This window comes from Lysobacter sp. Root916 (assembly GCF_001429785.1).
Taxonomy (GTDB): domain Bacteria; phylum Pseudomonadota; class Gammaproteobacteria; order Xanthomonadales; family Xanthomonadaceae; genus Lysobacter.
This window is the reverse complement of record NZ_LMJF01000016.1, coordinates 1-18,205: the sequence shown is the minus strand read 5'-3', so window position 1 is coordinate 18,205 and position 18,205 is coordinate 1. Positions and strand designations below refer to the sequence as shown.

Genomic DNA, 18,205 nt, shown 5'->3' with positions numbered 1-18,205 from the left:
CGGCGAGCGGAATCCGTCAAAATCCCCGCACGCCCCTCCACGAGACCTCCCACGATGTCCCACGATCCAGCGAGCCTGTACCCCGCCCACCTCGCCGAGCTGCAGCGCCGCGTACACGAGGCCCTGGAGCGCGCCGGCCTCGATCATCTGGTCGTGCCCAGCGGGAACTCGCACTACCAGGTGTTCGACGACCGCGACTACCCCTACGCGGTGAACCCGCAGTTCAAGGCCTGGCTGCCGCTGACCCGCAACCCCGGCAGCTGGCTGGTCGCGACGCCCGGCCGCAAACCCAAGCTGATCTACCTGCAACCTTTCGATTACTGGCACGTGGTGCCGCAGGCGCCGAGCGGCTATTGGGTCGACCACTACGACATCGTGGTGATCCGCAAGCCCGAGGAAGCCCTGGCCCATCTGCCGGCCGACCCCGCGCGCTGCGCGATCCTGGGCGAGCCGCGCAGCGCGCTGGGCGCCTACGTGCCCAACAATCCGCAGGCCGTGATCGACTATCTCGAGTTCCACCGCGCCTACAAGACGCCCTACGAAGTGCAGATGATGCGCGCGGCGACCCGCCGCGGCGTGCGCGCGCACCGCGCCGCCGAAGCCGCGTTCCGCGACGGCGCCAGCGAGTTCGACATCCACCTGGCGTACTGCGCGGCCGCGCGCCAGGAGGGCGCCGATCTGCCTTACAACAACATCGTCGCCCTCAACCACAACGGCGCCGTGCTGCACTACACCGAACTCGAGCGCGAGGCGCCGGCGCAGCTGCGCAGCTTCCTGATCGACGCCGGCGCCAGCCACCACGGCTACGCCTGCGACATCACCCGCACCTACGCCGCCGACGCCGGCGGCGAGTTCCAGGCCCTGATCGACGCGGTCGACGCCGCCCAGCTGAAGATGTGCGACCAGGTCCGCGCCGGCCACGACTACAAGCGCATCCACCTCGACGCCCACCTCGCCCTGTCCGGCATCCTCAAGGACTTCGGCGTCATCAAGCTTTCGCCGGAATCGGCGCTGGAGACCGGCGTCAGCAACGTGTTCTTCCCGCACGGCATCGGCCACGGCATCGGCCTGCAGGTGCACGACGTCGCCGGCTTCGCCGCGTCCGACCGCGGCGGCACCATCGCCAAGCCCGAGGGCCAGCCCTATCTGCGCCTGACCCGCGAGCTCGCGCCGGGCATGGCGGTGACGATCGAACCGGGCGTGTACTTCATCGACCTGCTGCTGGACGGCCTCAAGCAGGGCCCACATGCCGACGCGGTGGACTGGAACCGGATCGACCAGTTCCGCCCCTACGGCGGCATCCGCATCGAGGACGACGTGGTCTGCACCGACGGCGCCCCGATCAACCTCACCCGCGACGGCTTCGCGGAAGCGGCCTGAGACGCGCGCGCCCTTGCAACGCACGCCCCCGCATCGTGTGCTGTTCGTGTGCGGCCACAACCGGCTGCGCAGCCCGACCGCCGAACACCTGTTCGGCGACCGCGCCGATCTGGAGGTCGCCTCGGCCGGCCTCAAGCACGACGCCGAGCAACCGCTCGGCGCCGAGCTGGTGGACTGGGCGCAGCTGATCTTCTTGATGGAGAAGGCGCAGCGCGCCAAGCTGCAGCAGCGCTTTCGCGCGCAGCTGCTGGGCAGGCGCGTGGTTTGCCTGGATATACCGGACGAGTACGACTATATGGACCCGGCGCTGGTGCGGCTGTTGGAAGCGAAGGTGCCGCGGTACTTGTGAGCTAGGTTCGCGCGACGGCCGGTGCGGTTCCCTGCGCGGCACCGCCGCGCCCGCGCCACTATCCGCACGGGCGCCGCAAGCTCTTACCAGACCCGATACACCCGACCGCTCTGCACGCCTTCGACACTGCGCTGGTAAGCCAGCGCGGCGCGCGCGGCGGTCACCGGCTCGAAACCGGGGAAGAACGCGCCGTAGTCGCTCCAGGATTCGGCCAGCACACTCGGGCTGACCGCGTTGATGCGTACGCCGCGCTGCAGTTCGAACGCCGCGCCCTGCACGAATCCTTCCAAGGCGCGATTGACCGCGCTGGCGTTGGCGCCGGCGCGGATCGGTTCGTCGGCGACGATGCCGGTGGTCAGGGTGATCGAACCGCCGTCGTTGAGCGCATGCTGGCCCAGCAGCGCTAAGCGCACCTGGCCCAATAGCTTGTCGTTGAGGCCGATCGCGAACTGCGCCGGGCTCATTTGCGGCAGCGGGCCGAAATGCAGCACGCCGGCCGCAGACACGATGGCGTCGACCTTGCCGGTCTTGCGCAGCAGCGCCGCCACGCTGGCGTCGTCGGTAATATCGACCGGGTACTCGGCGCTGCCGCGGCTGGCGGCCAGCACCTCGTGATGGGACAGGGTCTGGGCGATGGCGCGGCCCAGCGTGCCGCTGGCGCCGACTAGCAGGATTTTCATGGCGGAACTCTTACGGTAGGAATGGTCCACAGTGTGCGCGCCCAATCCGGGCCGTGGCATGCGCTAGCATTTCGGGCACCCCTAACTGAGAGTTAGCCATGGATCTGCTGCGCGCGATGGCGGTCTTCGTTTCGGTCGCCGACACCGGCAGCTTCGCCGCGGCCGCGCGCGCGCAGCGGGTGTCGGCGGTGATGGTGGGCAAGCACGTGCATCAGTTGGAAACCCACCTGCGCGCGCGCCTGCTCCAGCGCGACACCCGCAAGCAGCGGCTCACCGAAGTCGGCGCGGCCTTCCTGGAAGAGGCGCGGCAAGCGCTGGAGCAAGTACGCCGCGCCGAGACCGTGGCCGAACGCCTGCAGGACCACGCGCGCCCGCGCGGGCACCTGCGCGTGACCGCGCCACTGACCTTGGGCACCGCCGCGGTGGCGCCGCTGGCCACCGCGTTCCTGCGCGCGCACCCGGACGTGTCGCTGGACCTGGTGTTGGCCGACCGCATGAGCGACCTGATCGCCGAAGGCTTCGACGCCGCCATCCGCATCGGCCCCCTGCCTGATTCCGACCATCTGGTGGCGCGCCCGCTGCGGCCCTATCGCATGATCGTGTGCGCCTCGCCCGAGTACCTGCGCGAACGCGGCACGCCGCACAGCCCGAGCGAACTGGCCCAGCACAGTTGCCTGAATCATCTGCTCTGGCACCCCAACGCGGGCTGGCTATTCGCCAGCCTGGGCGGCGAGCCGCTGCGCCTGCGCGGCCGCTTCGCCTCCAATCACGGCGACGCCCTGCGTCGCGCGGCCTTGGACGGCTGCGGCATTCTGCTGCAGCCCGAAGTGCTGCTGGCCGACGACCTCGCCGCCGGCCGATTGCTGCCCTTGTTCGAACACGACCTACCGCCGCCACGCCCGGTGCACCTGCTGTACCCACGCGACCGCCAGCCCCTGCCCAAACTCAGCCGCTTCGTGGATGCGGTGTTGGCCGCGATGGGGCCGTAGGCCCGAGGGCCGGGCATGCGCTGGCCGCTGCGCATGTCAACCTAAAGCCTGCATCACCCCTCGCCGGCACCGGCCACCACGCAACGATGCGGTTCGCCTCCGGCTCACCACATCCTACGAGCCCGATCGCGCCCGCAAGACAGCGCCAGCACGCCGTTACCGTTACCGTTACCGTTACCGTTACCGTTACCGTTGCCGTTGCCGTTGCCGTTGCCGTTGCCGTTGCCGTTGCCGTTGCCGTTGCCGCGGCATTCAAATCCAAAAGCCCCGCACTCACCCGACCAACCGTAGACCCGAAGGGCGGCGCGCAGGACGCGCGCCGTTTTTCGAATGGACAGGGACGTCCATTCGAAAAATCCCCGCGCCAGCTCCGAACCCGCAGGGCGCCAGACCCGAAGGGCGGCGCGCAGGACGCGCGCCGTTTTTCGAATGGACAGGGACGTCCATTCGAAAAATCCCCGCGCCAGCTCCGAACCCGCAGGGGAGGTTTGGTCACGCTAGCCCTTCTCTTTGGTTACTTTCTCTTGGGCTAGCAAGAGAAAGTGACCCGCATGCGCAGCAGGCGGAAGCCCTTGACCTTCGGTCTGAAAAGACGAAAGCAAAGCAATAGCAAATCCTCCCCAACCCTCCTTTGATAAAGGAGGGAGCTAGGAGCAAGAGAAAGTGACCCGCATGCGCAGCAGGCGGAAGCCTTTGACCTTCGGTCAGAAAAAGACAAAAGCAAAGCAACAGCAAATCCTCCCCAACCCGCCCGGCCAGCAGGCATAGCCTGCCGGCGCTCAGCCGCGCACGAACCTGCGGTTCGTAAACGCACGGCTCCACCCTTTTCCAAAGGAGGGAGTCAAAAGCGAAAGCGGGCTTGCATGTGAGTGCATGCTAAAGACACTGGATGCTCGGCTCCGCCGAACTAAAGCAGAGCCTGCCTTCGCGGAGATGGCCAGCAACAGCAAGAGCCGGCCTAGGCTGGCCCGAAGCGCGAGAGGTGGTGAGCACAGCCGAGCGGCGGCTACGGCTACGGCTACGGCTACGGCTACGGCTACGGCGACAGCGACAGCGACAGCGCGCGACTAGAACGAGAGGCGCGGGCGAAACCCACTCCCCCTACCCCATCAACGCCTCGATCTCATCAGCGCTGCGCGCCAGTTTGTCGGTCAGCACCTGATAGCCATCCTTGGTGACCAACACATCGTCCTCGGTGCGGATGCCGATACCCCGCCACTTCGGATCCACGCTGGTGTCGTCGGCCGACACGTACAACCCCGGCTCGATGGTGAACACCATGCCCGGCTCCAGCAGGCGCGACTCGCCCTCGATTCGGTACTCGCCGACGTCGTGCACGTCCAGCCCCAGCCAATGCCCGGTCTTGTGCCGGTAATAGCGGCGGTAGCTGCCGTCGGCGATGTTCTTCTCCAGCTTGCCCTTGAGCAGGCCGAGTTTGAGCAGACCCTCGGTCAAGGTCTCGACCGCGGCATTGTGCCCCGCCTCGTAGGCCACGCCCGGGCGCGCCTGCGCCAGCGCTGCGGCCTGGGCCGCGCCGACCAGATCGTGCAGCGCGCGCTGCGGCGCGCTGAAGCGGCCGTTGACCGGGAAGGTGCGGGTGATGTCGGCGGCGTAGCCACGGAATTCCGCGCCGGCGTCGATCAGGACCAGATCGCCGTCGCGCGCCACGCCGTTATTGGCGCGGTAATGCAGCACGCACCCATTGGCGCCGGCGCCGACGATGCTGCCGTAGGCCGGCTCGGCGTCGTGCATGCGGAACACGCGTTCCAGCTCGGCCTGCAGTTCGTACTCGCGCACGCCCGGGCGCGCCGCGCGCATCGCCACCTCGTGCGCCTGCACGCTGATGTCGGCCGCGCGCTGCATCAGCTTGAGTTCGTCGCGGTCCTTGAACAAACGCATCTCGTCGAGCAGATGACCCAGCTCGAGGAACTCGTGCGGCGGCTGCGCGCCCTGTCGCACCATCGCGCGCACGCGGTTGAGCCAGCCGATCAGCTTGAGGTCGAACTCCTGATCGCGGCCGAAGTGGTAGTACACCCGCGAACGCCCTTCGAGCAGGCCGGGCAGGATGTCGTCGAGATCGGCGATCGGATAGGCGTCGTCCAGGCCGAAGGCCTCGACCGCGCCCTCGGGGCCGAAACGCGGGCCGTCCCAGCCTTCGCGCTCCAGATCGCGCTCGCGGCAGAACAGCAGGGTTTCGCCGTGCTTGCGGCCCGGCACCAGCACCAGCACCGCCTCCGGCTCGGGGAAGCCGGTGAGGTACCACAGGTCGGAATCCTGCCGGTACGGGTAATGGGTGTCGCGGCTGCGAATCAGCTCGTTCGCCGACGGCAGCACCAGGATGGCGTCGTCGCCGGCCATGCGCATGAGCTGCTTGCGGCGGCGCGCGTAGGCCTTGGCGGAAATCTGGCTGGCGATGCCGGCGGTAGTCATCGTCGCGACGCCCTTGGATTCAGTTCAAACGTTGCCGGTGCTGGCTGGCCAGCACACAGTCGCCGTGCAGCAGCAGCGCGGCCACGCGCACGAATTCCTCGATCTCCACCAACGCTTCCTCGTCCTCTTCGTCGCCGTCGTCCTGCGGCTGGGCGACGGCGAGCTTGGCCAGATCGCCCAGCGCCTCGCGGCCTTCCACCGACAACGCGTTGGCCGAAGCGCCGGCCAGGCCGAATCCGCCGAGGAAACCGCGGCACCATTCGAACAGCGCGCCGCTGCGCTCGGACAGCGAGGCCTCGGCGTCGGGCAGCAGCAGGGCGAAATCGAAACTGCGGTCGGACAGCTGCGCGGCGCTGGCCAGACGCAGCTGGTCGAGCGCGCTGTCGGCCTCCGGCGCGGTCAGGGCATCGTCGGCCAGCACTTTGGCCGGCCATTCGCGCAGCGAGGCGCCGCCGCCGGCCAGCCAGCCGCACAGGGCCCCATGGAGTTCGGAAGGCGACGCGGCGAGCGCGAGTTGGCGGCTCTGAGCGTCGACGGCGGACAGGTCGGGCAGTTCGATGGAGGGCACTGGCATGGCTGCGTGGGGGTTGCGTCAGTTTAGCAACGCAGCGACGCGGCTTGTTGCGGCGGACGACGCCTGCCTACACTGCGCGTTGCCACGCCCTGTGCCCCGGTGTCCGTGCGTCCATCCCCCATCGCCGCTATTCGCGTCGCCGGCCTGCTCAGCGCTCTGCTGGTGTTGGCGGGCACGGTGTTGCCGGTCGCAGCGGCAACCCGGGACTATTACTTCACCCGTCTGGGCAGCGAAATCGGCCTGGCCCAGAACTCGGTGACCGCGCTGGCCCAGGACGCCCAGGGCTTCGTCTGGGTCGGCACCCAGGGCGGCCTGCACCGCTACGACGGCCAGCGCTTCGTGCCCTATCGCCACGATCCGCGCGATCCGGCCAGCCTGCCCGACAGCTACGTCACCACCCTGGCGCTGGAAAGCGAGCGCGCGCTCTGGGTCGGCACCTACTCCGAATACGTGGCCCGGCTGGACCTGGCCACCGGCCGCATCCGCCGCTACTCGGCCGCGGGCGGCAGCCAGGCCTCGCGCCAGGTCATGGCCCTGCTCTACCGCGGCGGCCGGGTCTGGGTCGGCAGCGTGGCCGGGCTGGAGCGCCTGGACCCGGCCAGCGGCCGCCGCCAGAACCTGCTGAAGCTGCCCGACAGCACGCGCGACCGGCCCTGGCAGAAGCTGGTGTCGGACAGGGACGGCAATGTCTGGTACGGCAACGCCGCCGGCCTGTACCGGATCGGCACCGACGACCGGGTCGAGCGGATCGAGCCGCAGCCGGTCGCCAGCCTGTTGCGCGACCACCGCGGCCAGATCTGGGTCGGCCGCAACGACGGCCTGTTCCGCGTGCACAGCGACGGCCGCAGCCTGATTCGGGTCCTGCCGGCCGACACCGACGCGCCGGCGTCGCCCGCCGACGTGCGCGCGATCGTCGAGGCGCCCGACCGCCGCCTGTGGCTGTCGGTGTTCGGCGACGGCCTGCGCCGGTACGACCCCGATAGCGGCAGGATCGAAGCGGTGCGCGAGGACGCCGGTATCGACGCCGGCCTGCCTGAGGACACCATCGCCAGCCTGATGGTCGATCACGGCGGCCTGCTCTGGGTCGGCGGCACCTTCCGCGGCGTCGCCCTGGCCGATCCGCGCGGCACCCGCTTCAGTTACGTGCTCGATATCGACAGCGGGCGGCCGCGCAATGCCGCCGCCGACGACAGCATGCGCGCCATCATCGAGGACGAGGGCGGCGCGCTGTGGCTGGGCAGCGACAACGCGCGCCTGCTGCGTTACGACCTGCAGCAGGACCGGTTCGACGACTACACCCGCCTGATCGGCGAAGGCGTGCGGGTGATGGCCTTCGGCCGCGCCGACCGCGGCCGGCTCTGGGTCGCCACCAGCCAGGGCTTGCGCCGGCTCGACCCGGTCGCGCGCCAACTCGAACGCATCGACCTGGGGCCGTACAGCGCGACCGCGCTGCGCAGCCTGATCGTCGCCCACGACGGCACGCTGTGGCTGGGCAGCACCGGCACCGGCGCCTTGCATTACGATCCCGCCAGCGGCGCGATCGCCCAATACGGCTACCGCGAGGGCGACCCCAAGGGCCTCAGCCATCCGGTGGTGCACGCCTTGCTGGAGGACCGCCAGAACCGCATCTGGCTGGGCACCGGCGACGGCCTGGACCTGCTGGAACCCGCCAGCGGGCGCATGCGCCACTACCGCCACCAGGCCAACAACCCCAACAGCCTGGCCGGCAATCTGGTGCGCGCCCTGCACCAGTCCGAGGACGGCACGGTCTGGGTCGGCGGCCACGCCGGGCTCGACCGCGTGGTCGAACGCGGCGGCGAGATCCGTTTCGTGCATCCGCTGGGCGCGGCCTTGAACGAACGCCCGGTGCCGGTGGTGTTCACCGTCGCCGAAGGGCCGAACGGGCGCCTGTGGCTGGGCACCGACGCCGGCATCCTGCGCTTCGACGTGGCGCCGGGCTGGGTGCGCCGCTACGGCCTGGCCGACGGCCTGCAGGACCTGGAGTTCAACGGCGGAGCGGTCACCCAGCTGCGCGACGGCCGCTTCGTGTTCGGCGGCGTGCGCGGTCTGAACCTGTTCCTGCCCGCGCGCATGGTCGATTCGCGCTACACCCCGCCGGTGCGCCTGCTCGGGGCCTGGATCGGCGCCGAGGCCACGGTCGACAGCGGCGCGCTGTGGCAGCCCGCGCGCCTGGACGTGCCCGCCGCGGCCGGCATCCTGCGCCTGCGCGTGGGCGCGCTGGATTTCGCGCCGGATTCCAGCATCCGCTACCGCTACCGCATGGACGGCTTCGATCGCGGCTGGATCGAGAACGGCATGCGCCAGGACATCACCTACACCCGCCTGCCCGCCGGCCGCTACACCTTCCGCGCCCAGGCCACCAACCGCGACGGGGTGTGGAACTCGCGCGAGCTGGTCATCCCGATCCACGTCGCGCCGCCGCTGTGGCGGCACCCGATGGTGATCCTGGCCGCGGTCCTGGCCCTGGTCGCCCTGCTCGCCAGCGCCGGCTGGCGCTGGCACCGCGCGCGCCAACGCGAGCGCGGCTACTTCCAGCAGATCCGCGAGCGCGAGGAGCGTTTGAAGCTGGCCCTGTGGGCATCGGGCGAGCAGTTCTGGGATTACGACCTGAGCCGGCGCGAGATGCACCGCATGCGCGTGGACGAACAGCACGCGCAGACCCCGGACATCGGCGTCCAGACCCACGTGGTCGACGATCACGAGATCCACACCGACGACCAGGCGCGCGTGCTCGACCTGCTCAAGCAGCACCTGCGCGGCGACGCCGCGCTGTTCCTGTCCGAGCACCGCATCCGCAACCCAGGCGGCGGCTGGAGCTGGATCCGCGCGCGCGGCAGGGTGGTCGAGCGCGACCCCAAGGGCCGCGCCCTGCGCGTGGCCGGCACCGCGCGCGACATCACCGCCAACCGCAGCGCCGAGCGCGATCGCCGCATCTCCAGCGAGGTCCTGCGCAGCATGGCCGAGGCGGTGGCGGTGATCGACCGCGACTTCAACTTCGTCTCGATCAACCCTGCCTTCACCCACATGACCGGCTACGGCGACGCCGAGGTGATCGGGCGGTCGGCCAGCCTGCTCGACAGCCGCCAGCACGACCCCGAGTTCTACCAGGAGATGCGCGCCGAACTGCAGCGCAGCGGGCGCTGGTCGGGCGAGATCTGGCAGTCGCGCAAGGACGGCGCCGAGTTCCTGTGCTGGCTGCAAGGCAGCGCGGTGCTGGATACCGGCGGCCAGCGCAGCCACTACGTCGCCGTGCTCAGCGACATCACCGACCAGAAGCGCGCCGAGCAGGAACTGCGCTACCTGGCCAACTACGACACCCTGACCAGCCTGCCCAACCGCACGCTGCTGTCGGAGCGGCTGTCGCGCGCAATCGTGCGCGCGCGCCGCCAGGGTCACCGCATCGCGGTGCTGTTCCTGGACCTGGACCGCTTCAAGGACATCAACGACTCGCTGGGCCACGCCGCCGGCGACCGCATCCTGCGCGCCGCCGCCACCCGCCTGCAGGAAACCGTGGGCGCCGAGCACACCGTCGCCCGCCTGGGCGGCGACGAGTTCACCGTGGTGCTGGAAAACATCGACACGCCCGAGGACGCCGAGGCGGTCGCGCGCCGGCTGATGCGCGCGTTCGAGACCCCGCTGGATTTCGACGAGCGCCACGACGTGTCGATCTCGCCCTCGATCGGCATCAGCCTCTACCCCGATCACGCCCAGGTCCCGACCGACCTGCTCAAGCACGCCGACACCGCGATGTACCAGGCCAAGGCCGCCGGCCGCCGCACCTACATGCGCTACACCGAGGCGATGGACGTCGAGATCCGTCGCCGCGCCACCATCTCGGCGGCGCTGCGCAAGGTCCTGGACCGCGGCGAGCTGCGCCTGGTGTATCAGCCGCGGCTGTCGCTGCAGGACCAACGCATCACCGGCGTAGAGGCCCTGCTGCGCTGGCGCAGCGCCGAGTACGGCGACATCTCGCCGGCGCAGTTCATCCCCCTGGCCGAGGAAAGCGGGCTGATCCTGGAGATCGGCGAATGGGCCATGCACGAGGCCTGCCGGACCCTGGAACGCTGGCGCCAACAGGGCCTGGACCAGCTGTCGATGTCGGTCAACGTCTCGGCCCTGCAACTGCTGCGCAGCGATCTGCCGCGCACGGTCGCACGCGCCCTCGACGAAAGCGGCATCCCCGCCTGGCGCCTGGAGCTGGAACTCACCGAGAGCGTGATCATGGCCAACGCGGTCCAGACCGCGGCCACCCTGCAGGCGATCCGCGACCTCGGCGTCGGCCTGGCGGTGGACGATTTCGGCACCGGCTACTCCTCCCTGGCCTACCTCAAGCGCCTGCCGATCAACACCCTCAAGATCGACAAGGAGTTCGTCGGCGACCTCGGCCGCGACCCCGACGACGAGGCGATCACCAGCACCGTCATCACCATGGCCCACTCGCTGGGCCTGAACGTGGTCGCCGAGGGCGTGGAGTCGGAGGCGCAGATGGAGTTCCTGCGCGAACACGGCTGCGACGAGATCCAGGGCTATTGGCTGGCGCGGCCGCTGGAGGTCGAGCAATGCCTGGCCTTCATCCTCGCGCGCACGCCCGCCGTGGCCGCGCCCCCGCCGGCCGCGGACTGAGACCGCCGGCCCGCTCCGACGCATCCGTTCACCTGGCGGTCCGGTCCGCGCCGTCGCCTGCTTGACCGGCTCCCGGCTCCCTGCCTATCGTGGCCGTATGGACCGCGCCGAACTGCTCGCCCAAATGCAATCGCTCGCCGACCGCGTCGACGAGTTGGCCGAGCGCGCGCGTCGTCTGCACGACGAGAACCGCAGCCTGCGCCAGCAACAGGAACAGCTGGCCGGCGAACGCTCGGCCCTGCTGGCCAAGAACGAGCAGGCGCGCACCCGCGTCGAAGCGATGATCGCGCGGCTGAAGTCGCTCGAGCAGCACACCTGAGCACGAGCCGATGAGCGCCAGCGAACCCGTCAGCATCCGCCTGCTCGACCGCGAGTACACGGTCGGCTGCGAGCCGTCCGAACGCGACAGCCTGCTGTCGGCGGCTAAGCTGCTGGACAGCAAGATGCGCGAGATCCGCGGCGGCAACCGCATGGCCGCGCTCGACCGCGTGGCGGTATTGGCCGCGCTGAATCTCGCCCACGAACTACAACAGTTGCGCGGCGAGAACGAAAGCCGCGATCGCGAACTCGCGCGCACCCTGGGCGACCTGCATCGCAAGCTCGACGGCCTGTTCGAGACCGCGCCGCGCTGAGTCCGCGCATGGTCGAATCCGCACCGCTCGCGCCCAACGCGCGCTGGCGGCGCCCGTGAACGCAAGCCGATCGGCCGTTTGCGCCGACGCGATCACATGTTCGATGAATCGCAACGCAGCATCGCCGACGAGCGGGCATGCGCACCCGCACTCCCGCGCTATACTTCGCCAACGTCCTCTGCTGTGCGCGACGGCGTGCACAAACATTCGCCTTGTCCCTTAATTACGACCACGGGGGCGCAGCGGAAGCCCGGAGTGCAAGTCCGCCTCGTAGCGGGAAGCCCGAAGGCAGCCAAGCGTCCCCACTTGAACCCCGGGTTCAAGGTCGTTTGGCATGCATCGCCATTGGCGGAGGACTACTTATTCCGGACGGGCGCCTCGCGGCGCCCGTTCCTTGTTGGCGCGCCGCCGCGAGCGGCCGCGTGCCGCCCCCAGATGGAAGCCCCGCCGCATGACGGCTGACCGTGCGGCATTGCGCCGCGACCTGCGCGAGCGCCGCCGCGCCTTGAGCGCGGCCGACCGCATCGCCGGCGCCGAGCGCCTGGCCGCGCGGTTGCTGGGCCTGCCGTTCGCGCCCCAGGCCGGCTACGTGGCCGGTTACTGGGCCCTGGACGGGGAAATCGGCCTGCACGTCTGGCAACTGCGGCTGCCGCCGGAGTGCATCTATTGCCTGCCCGTGCTCGGCGACGACGGCGCCCTGCGCTTCGCGCCCTGGCGCGCGGGCGACCCGCTGGTCAGCAACCGCTACGGCATCCCCGAGCCCGACGTGGCCGCGAGCTCGCTGCTGGCGCCGCAAGACCTGAGCCTGGCGGTGGCCCCTCTGGTCGGTTTCGACCCGCGCGGCCACCGGCTGGGCATGGGCGGCGGCTGGTACGATCGCAGCTTCGCGTTCCGCCAGCGCGAGCCCGCGCCGCCCTGGCTGGTCGGCGCCGCGTTCGAGGTCCAGCGCGTCGACGCGCTGGACCGCGCCGACTGGGACGTGGCCCTCGACGCCGTGTGCAGCGACGCCGCCGTCTACGACTGCCGACATTCCCTGATCGCGTGAACGCCCCCATGACCGCACGCCGCCGCTACTGGCTGATGAAGTCCGAACCCGACACCTTTTCCATCGACGACCTCGAGCGCGTGCGCACCGAACCCTGGAACGGCGTGCGCAACTACCAGGCGCGCAACTACATGCGCGACGGCATGAAGGTCGGCGACGGCGTGCTGTTCTACCACTCCAACACCGCCGTGCCCGGCATCGCCGGCCTGGCCAGCATCGCCAGCGCCGCCTACCCGGACCCGACCCAGTTCGACGCCAAGTCCGATTACCACGACCCCAAGAGCACGCGCGAAGACCCTCGCTGGCTGCTGGTGGACGTGGCCTTCGACCGCAAGCTCAAGCGCGTGATCACCCTGGACGAGATCAAGGCGCGCGCCGACGAACTCGGCGAGGACTTCGCCCTGACCCGACGCGGCAACCGCCTGTCGGTGCTGCCGGTGACGGCGGCGCAGTGGAAGCTGCTGTTGGCGATGGAGTGAGTGGAGCCGGGATTCGTGATTGGGGATTCGGGATTCGCAAAAGCGCCTCGAGACTCAAACGAATCTGCGAAATCCGCGCCGCCGCCCGCTCTAACCAATCCCGAATCCCCAATCACGAATCCCTACTCATGACTGAAGCCAAGCGCCTGGCCGGCGAAAAAGCCATCGACTACATCGAGGACGGCATGATCGTCGGCGTCGGCACCGGTTCCACGGTCGCCTACTTCATCGATGCGCTGGGCCGGATCAAGGAGCGCATCAAGGGCGCCGTGTCCAGCTCCGAGCAGAGCACCGCGCGCCTGAAGGCGCTGGGCATCGAAGTGCTGGACCTCAACGCCACCGGCCCGCTCGCGCTGTACGTCGACGGCGCCGATGAGTGCGATCCGCACAAGCGCCTGATCAAGGGCGGCGGTGCCGCGCTCACGCGCGAGAAGATCATCGCCGAGGCCAGCGCCAAGTTCGTCTGCATCGTCGATCCGGCCAAGCGCGTTGACGTGCTGGGCAAGTTCCCGCTGCCGGTGGAAGTGGTGCCGATGGCGCGCAGCCTGGTCGCGCGCGAGATCCTGGGCATGACCCGCGCCCAGCCGGTCTGGCGCGAGAACGTGGTCACCGACAACGGCAATTGGATCCTCGACATCCACGGCCTGGCCATCACCGACCCGGTGGCCCTGGAAACCGCGATCAACCAGATCCCGGGCGTGGTCAGCGTCGGCCTGTTCGCGCGCCGCCCGGCCGATGTCGTGATCGTCGGCGGCGAACCGCCGATCGTGCTGTAAGCGATTGATCCTGAAATAAATCTCAGCATCCGAGACGATCCGCCGGCATGCTCGGCGGATCGCCGGCCGGCGGCCCTCGCAGGGCCCGTCGCGCGGCGCGATACTTCGCTACCCCTGCGTGGCCCGCCGCCGTGACCCTGCGCTGCCTGTTCGTCGACTTCAACTCCTACTTCGCCTCGGTCGAGCAGTACGACCGGGCGGATCTGCGGGGGCGTCCGGTCGGCGTGGTGCCGGTGATGGCGGCGACCACCTGCTGCATCGCCGCCAGCCGCGAAGCCAAGCGGCACGGGGTCAAGACCGGCACGCCGGTGCGCGAAGCGCTGGAACGCTGCCCCGATATCGCCATCGTGCAGGCGCGACCGGCGCGCTATGTCGAGCTGCACCATCAACTGATCGCGGCGATCGAGGACTGCATCCCGATCGACGGCAAACCGCTGTCGATCGACGAGGTCGCGTGCCGCCTGATGGGGCGCGAGCGCCAGCGCGACAACGCCATCGCGATCGCCCAGCGGATCAAGCAGACCTTGATCGATCGCGGCCTGAGCCCGGCGATTCGCTGCTCGATCGGCATCGCGCCCAATACCTTTCTGGCCAAGACCGCTTCCGACCTGGAGAAGATCGACGGCCTCACCGTGGTCGAGTTGGCCGACCTGCCGCATGCGCTGCACGGTCTGGACCTGCAGGACCTGTGCGGCGTCGGCCCCTCGATGCTGCAACGCCTGCACGACGCCGGCCTGAGCACGGTCGCGCAGCTTACCGCCGCGCCGCGCGAACACCTGCGCGCGATCTGGGGCGGCATCGAGGGCGAGCGATTCTGGGCCCAGCTGCGCGGTATCGAGCCGCCTTCGCGCCAGCGCAAGGCGGTGGGCTCGGTCGGCCACTCGCATGTGCTGGACCCGCAGATGCGCAACGCCGAAGGCATGCGCTCAGTGATGTTCAAGCTGCTGGCCAAGGCGGCGATGCGGTTGCGCCAGGAGCGCTGCCAGGCGCGCGGGCTCAGCCTGCACGTGCGCTTCATCGGCCGCGAACAGCGCTACGACCGCGGCCTGTCCTTCGCCGCCTTGGACGACACACCGACCCTGCTGCAACTGCTGGCCGAGGCGATCGAACCGCTGATGCGCGCCGCCGCCAGCGGGCGCTGGAATCTGCAACGCCACCCGCCGCTGTCGGTGGCGGTGTCCCTGATCGATCTGCAGCCCTGCGCCGCCGAGACCGGCGCCCTGTTCGCCGACCGCCATCGCAACCAGGCCCTGACCCGCGTGCTCGATCAGGTCAACCAGCGTTACGGCAACAATCGCCTGTACTTCGGCGCGATGCACGAGGCCCTGGCCCAAGGCGCCGCACCGATGCGCATTCCGTTCGGCCACATCCCCGACGAAGCCACCGAAGCCGACCTCGGCGCCGCGCCGCTGGTCGCCGATCCGAGCATGGACGAACTCTGGCTGCAGCGCCTGCGCCAGTTCAACGTACTGGCCGAGACCGTGCACCGCCAGGCGCGCGACGGCACCGAGCCGAAACCGGCCGCCGCCGCCACGCACCAACCCTCGGGCGTCGGCGGCTGGGTACGCAAACGCCGCGGCCAACCCGGCGATGGCGAGCGCGGAAGCACGGGCTCGCTGTTCTGAAAACCCAGCCTCCTTCGCATTGGCCTCTCCCGCAAGCGGCAGCAAACACGGCAAAGCGCCCCGCTTAAAGCCCCTCTCCCGCACCGCGGGAGAGGGGTTGGTGTGAGGGCCGCCGCAAGTACTACAAAGCGCCCTGCTTAAGCCCCTCTCCCGCACCGCGGGAGAGGGGTTGGGGTGAGGGCGGCCCCAACGCTTAAGCATCCACCCCCACAAACCCACCCGTCTGCCGCTTCCACAAACGCGCGTACAAGCCGTCGTGCGCGATCAGTTCCTCATGCGTGCCGGTCTCGATGATCCGTCCCTGGTCCATCACCACCAGCCGGTCCATGCGCGCGATCGTCGACAGGCGGTGCGCGATCGCGATCACCGTCTTGCCCTGCATCAGCGAGTCCAGGCTGTCCTGGATCGCCGCCTCGGCTTCCGAATCCAACGCCGAGGTCGCCTCGTCCAGGATCAGGATCGGTGCGTTCTTCAACAACACGCGCGCGATCGCCACACGCTGGCGCTGACCACCGGACAACTTGACGCCGCGCTCGCCGACCAGCGCCTCGTAACCCTGGCGGCCCTCGCCGTCGACCAGACGCGGAATGAACTCGTCCGCGCGTGCCTCGCGCGCGGCCGCGCGCATCTCGTCCTCGCTCGCATCCGGTCGCCCGTACAGCAGGTTGTCGCGGATCGAGCGATGCAGCAGCGAGGTGTCCTGAGTGACCACGCCGATCTGCGAACGCAGGCTCTCCTGGGTGACGCCGGCGATGTCCTGCCCGTCGATCAGGATGCGGCCGCCCTCGAGGTCGTACAGGCGCAGCAGGATGTTCATCAGGGTCGACTTGCCCGCACCCGAAGGTCCGACCAGACCGATCTTCTCGCCCGGCCGCACCGTCAGATCGAGGTCGGCGATCAGTCCGCTGTCGCGGCCGTAGTGGAAATGCACGTTCTCGAAGCGCACCCCGCCCTCGGCCACGGTCAGGGCCTTTGCGTCCTCGCGATCGACCACCGTCAACGGCCGCGAGATCGTCTCGATGCCGTCCTGCACCGTGCCGATGTCCTCGAAGATGCCGTTCACCGTCCACATGATCCACCCGGACATGTTGTGGATGCGAATCACCAGGCCGGTGGCCAGCGCGATCGCACCGACCGTGATCGCGCCGCGGTGCCACAGCCACAGCGCCAGGCCGCAGGTACCAACGATCAGCAGGCCATTGACCACGGTGATGCTCATACCCATCAGCGTGGTCATGCGGGTCATGTCGCGCGAACGCGCGGTCTGCTCCTGCATCGCCTCGGCCACATATTGCTCTTCGCGCCGCGAGTGCGCGAACAGCTTGAGCGTGGCGATGTTGGTGTAGCCGTCGACGATGCGCCCCATCAGCTTGGAGCGCGCGTCCGAAGCGCGCCACGAACGCAGCTTCACCCGCGGCACGAAATAGCGCAGCAGGCCGATGTAGACCACGATCCATACCAGCAACGGCACCACCAGCCACGCATCCGCCTGCGCGAACAGGTAGATCGCCGAACCCGAATACACGATCACGTACCACAGCGCATCGAAGGCCTGGGTGGTGGATTCGCGCAACGATGGCCCGGTCTGCATGATCCGGTTGGCGACGCGGCCGGCGAAGTCGTTCTGGAAGAAGCCCAGACTCTGCCGAAGCATGTAGCGATGGGTCTGCCAGCGCACCAGGTTGGTCATGCTGGGATGCACGGTCTGGTTGAGCAGCAGATCGTGCAAGCCCAGGAAAAACGGCCGCGCGATCAGCATCACCGCCGCCATCCACAGCAGGTCGCCGCCGTGTTGCGCGAACAGTCGGTCGGGCGAGGCGGTGTTGACTAGGTCGACCACCTTGCCCAGGTAGTCGAACATCACCACCTCGACGATCGCGACGAAGAAACCGACCACGGTCAGGACCGCGAACACCGGCCAGGCCTGGCGGATGTAATGCCAGTAGAACGCCGCGACCGTGCGCGGAGGCATGACCTCCGGCGCGGGGCGGAAAGGGTCGATCAGGGATTCGAACCAACGAAATATCATCATGGCCTTGAGCCTAGGTTGAGCGTGGAAACTCCCGCCGCGCGGCGAGCGTTCCGGGACTAGGGCCCGGGAACACGAACGCGCGTAGGCGAACAGGCGCCAGTGGCGCCGGATCAACGAATCGGGAGTGGGGCGGCGGACGAGCGCGCGCGATCAGTGGCCACAACAGGCCCTGACGACGGACGGTCTGCCTGGCGCGGCCTGAAACCAGGCCGCGTACGCGGACTTAGCGGTGTACCGCGCCGATGTTGGTGAACTTCATGCTCAAGTCTCCTCCCCATTCGGGGATCAGTAGGATCGCGAGCCCGAGCGGGCCGCGACCGGCACGCCGCGCTGAATCGCGCGACGGCAAACGAGAGTGTAGCGACAGCGCCCCGCGGATGCAGGCGCGGCGGTGAAACGCCAAGATCCGCACATACCTAACGGCGGGCAAGCTGGTCCCTCGAGCGCGCCGCCCGGCTTTGGGGTAGGAGCGGCGTAAGCCGCGACCGCGCCAGTCCGAGCGACGTCGCCGCTTCGGGCCCGCCTCCTGTGGGAGCGGCGTGAGCCGCCTGTGGGAGCGGCGTGAGCCGC

At 69.3% G+C, this 18,205-nt stretch carries 14 protein-coding genes and 1 other RNA gene; 11 read left to right on the top strand and 4 right to left on the bottom strand.

What is annotated here, in order from left to right:
- The first annotated feature begins 54 nt into the window (after positions 1-54).
- Positions 55-1,380, top strand: a complete 1,326-nt coding sequence (gene pepQ, locus ASE35_RS18385) for a Xaa-Pro dipeptidase (RefSeq protein WP_057164735.1) — start codon at positions 55-57, stop codon at positions 1,378-1,380.
- Between the two features lie 13 nt (positions 1,381-1,393).
- Entirely contained in the window at positions 1,394-1,729 is a 336-nt protein-coding gene (locus tag ASE35_RS18380; RefSeq protein ID WP_235570112.1) for a phosphotyrosine protein phosphatase, read from the top strand.
- 83 nt (positions 1,730-1,812) lie between these two features.
- On the opposite strand, the gene ASE35_RS18375 is transcribed toward ASE35_RS18380, so the two are convergent.
- Entirely contained in the window at positions 1,813-2,469 is a 657-nt protein-coding gene (locus ASE35_RS18375; RefSeq protein ID WP_082611367.1) for a short chain dehydrogenase, read from the bottom strand.
- A gap of 38 nt (positions 2,470-2,507) precedes the next feature.
- On the opposite strand from ASE35_RS18375, the gene ASE35_RS18370 reads away from it, so the two are divergent.
- Positions 2,508-3,398: a LysR family transcriptional regulator gene (locus ASE35_RS18370; protein ID WP_057164732.1), complete on the top strand. Its 891-nt coding sequence runs from the start codon at positions 2,508-2,510 to the stop codon at positions 3,396-3,398.
- A gap of 1,101 nt (positions 3,399-4,499) precedes the next feature.
- On the opposite strand, the gene ASE35_RS18365 is transcribed toward ASE35_RS18370, so the two are convergent.
- Together ASE35_RS18365 and ASE35_RS18360 are read right to left on the bottom strand one after the other, a co-directional pair.
- The gene (locus ASE35_RS18365) at positions 4,500-5,828 is read right to left on the bottom strand and encodes an aminopeptidase P N-terminal domain-containing protein (RefSeq protein ID WP_057164731.1); all 1,329 of its coding nucleotides are present in this window, start codon (positions 5,826-5,828) and stop codon (positions 4,500-4,502) included.
- A 19-nt stretch (positions 5,829-5,847) separates the two neighbouring features.
- On the bottom strand, positions 5,848-6,387 hold the full coding sequence (locus ASE35_RS18360; protein ID WP_200944038.1) for a UPF0149 family protein: 540 nt from the start codon (positions 6,385-6,387) through the stop codon (positions 5,848-5,850).
- A 120-nt stretch (positions 6,388-6,507) separates the two neighbouring features.
- Here ASE35_RS18360 and ASE35_RS18355 point away from each other — a divergent pair, with 120 nt between their 5' ends.
- The 8 genes from ASE35_RS18355 (at position 6,508) to ASE35_RS18325 (ending at position 15,603) form a co-directional block, all read left to right on the top strand.
- The gene (locus tag ASE35_RS18355) at positions 6,508-11,046 is read left to right on the top strand and encodes an EAL domain-containing protein (protein WP_157489561.1); all 4,539 of its coding nucleotides are present in this window, start codon (positions 6,508-6,510) and stop codon (positions 11,044-11,046) included.
- A 97-nt stretch (positions 11,047-11,143) separates the two neighbouring features.
- Complete coding sequence (locus tag ASE35_RS18350) at positions 11,144-11,365, top strand: TIGR02449 family protein (RefSeq protein ID WP_055900271.1); 222 nt, start codon at positions 11,144-11,146, stop codon at positions 11,363-11,365.
- Positions 11,366-11,375: 10 nt separating this feature from the next.
- Positions 11,376-11,678, top strand: coding sequence for a cell division protein ZapA (locus tag ASE35_RS18345; RefSeq protein WP_056182533.1), 303 nt, complete (start codon positions 11,376-11,378; stop codon positions 11,676-11,678).
- 172 nt (positions 11,679-11,850) lie between these two features.
- Positions 11,851-12,037: non-coding RNA, 6S RNA (ssrS, locus tag ASE35_RS20850), on the top strand.
- Between the two features lie 92 nt (positions 12,038-12,129).
- Positions 12,130-12,723 carry a 5-formyltetrahydrofolate cyclo-ligase gene (locus tag ASE35_RS18340; RefSeq protein WP_057160849.1) on the top strand — a complete coding sequence of 198 codons (594 nt, stop codon included), beginning with the start codon at positions 12,130-12,132 and terminating at the stop codon, positions 12,721-12,723.
- 8 nt (positions 12,724-12,731) lie between these two features.
- On the top strand, positions 12,732-13,202 hold the full coding sequence (locus ASE35_RS18335) for an EVE domain-containing protein (protein ID WP_056182538.1): 471 nt from the start codon (positions 12,732-12,734) through the stop codon (positions 13,200-13,202).
- 128 nt (positions 13,203-13,330) lie between these two features.
- A complete protein-coding gene (rpiA, locus tag ASE35_RS18330) occupies positions 13,331-13,978 on the top strand; it encodes a ribose-5-phosphate isomerase RpiA (protein ID WP_057164729.1) in 648 nt (215 codons plus the stop codon).
- A 131-nt stretch (positions 13,979-14,109) separates the two neighbouring features.
- On the top strand, positions 14,110-15,603 hold the full coding sequence (locus tag ASE35_RS18325; RefSeq protein ID WP_056182545.1) for a hypothetical protein: 1,494 nt from the start codon (positions 14,110-14,112) through the stop codon (positions 15,601-15,603).
- A 193-nt stretch (positions 15,604-15,796) separates the two neighbouring features.
- On the opposite strand, the gene ASE35_RS18320 is transcribed toward ASE35_RS18325, so the two are convergent.
- Entirely contained in the window at positions 15,797-17,629 is a 1,833-nt protein-coding gene (locus ASE35_RS18320) for an ABC transporter ATP-binding protein (RefSeq protein WP_056182621.1), read from the bottom strand.
- Between the last annotated feature and the right edge of the window lie 576 nt (positions 17,630-18,205).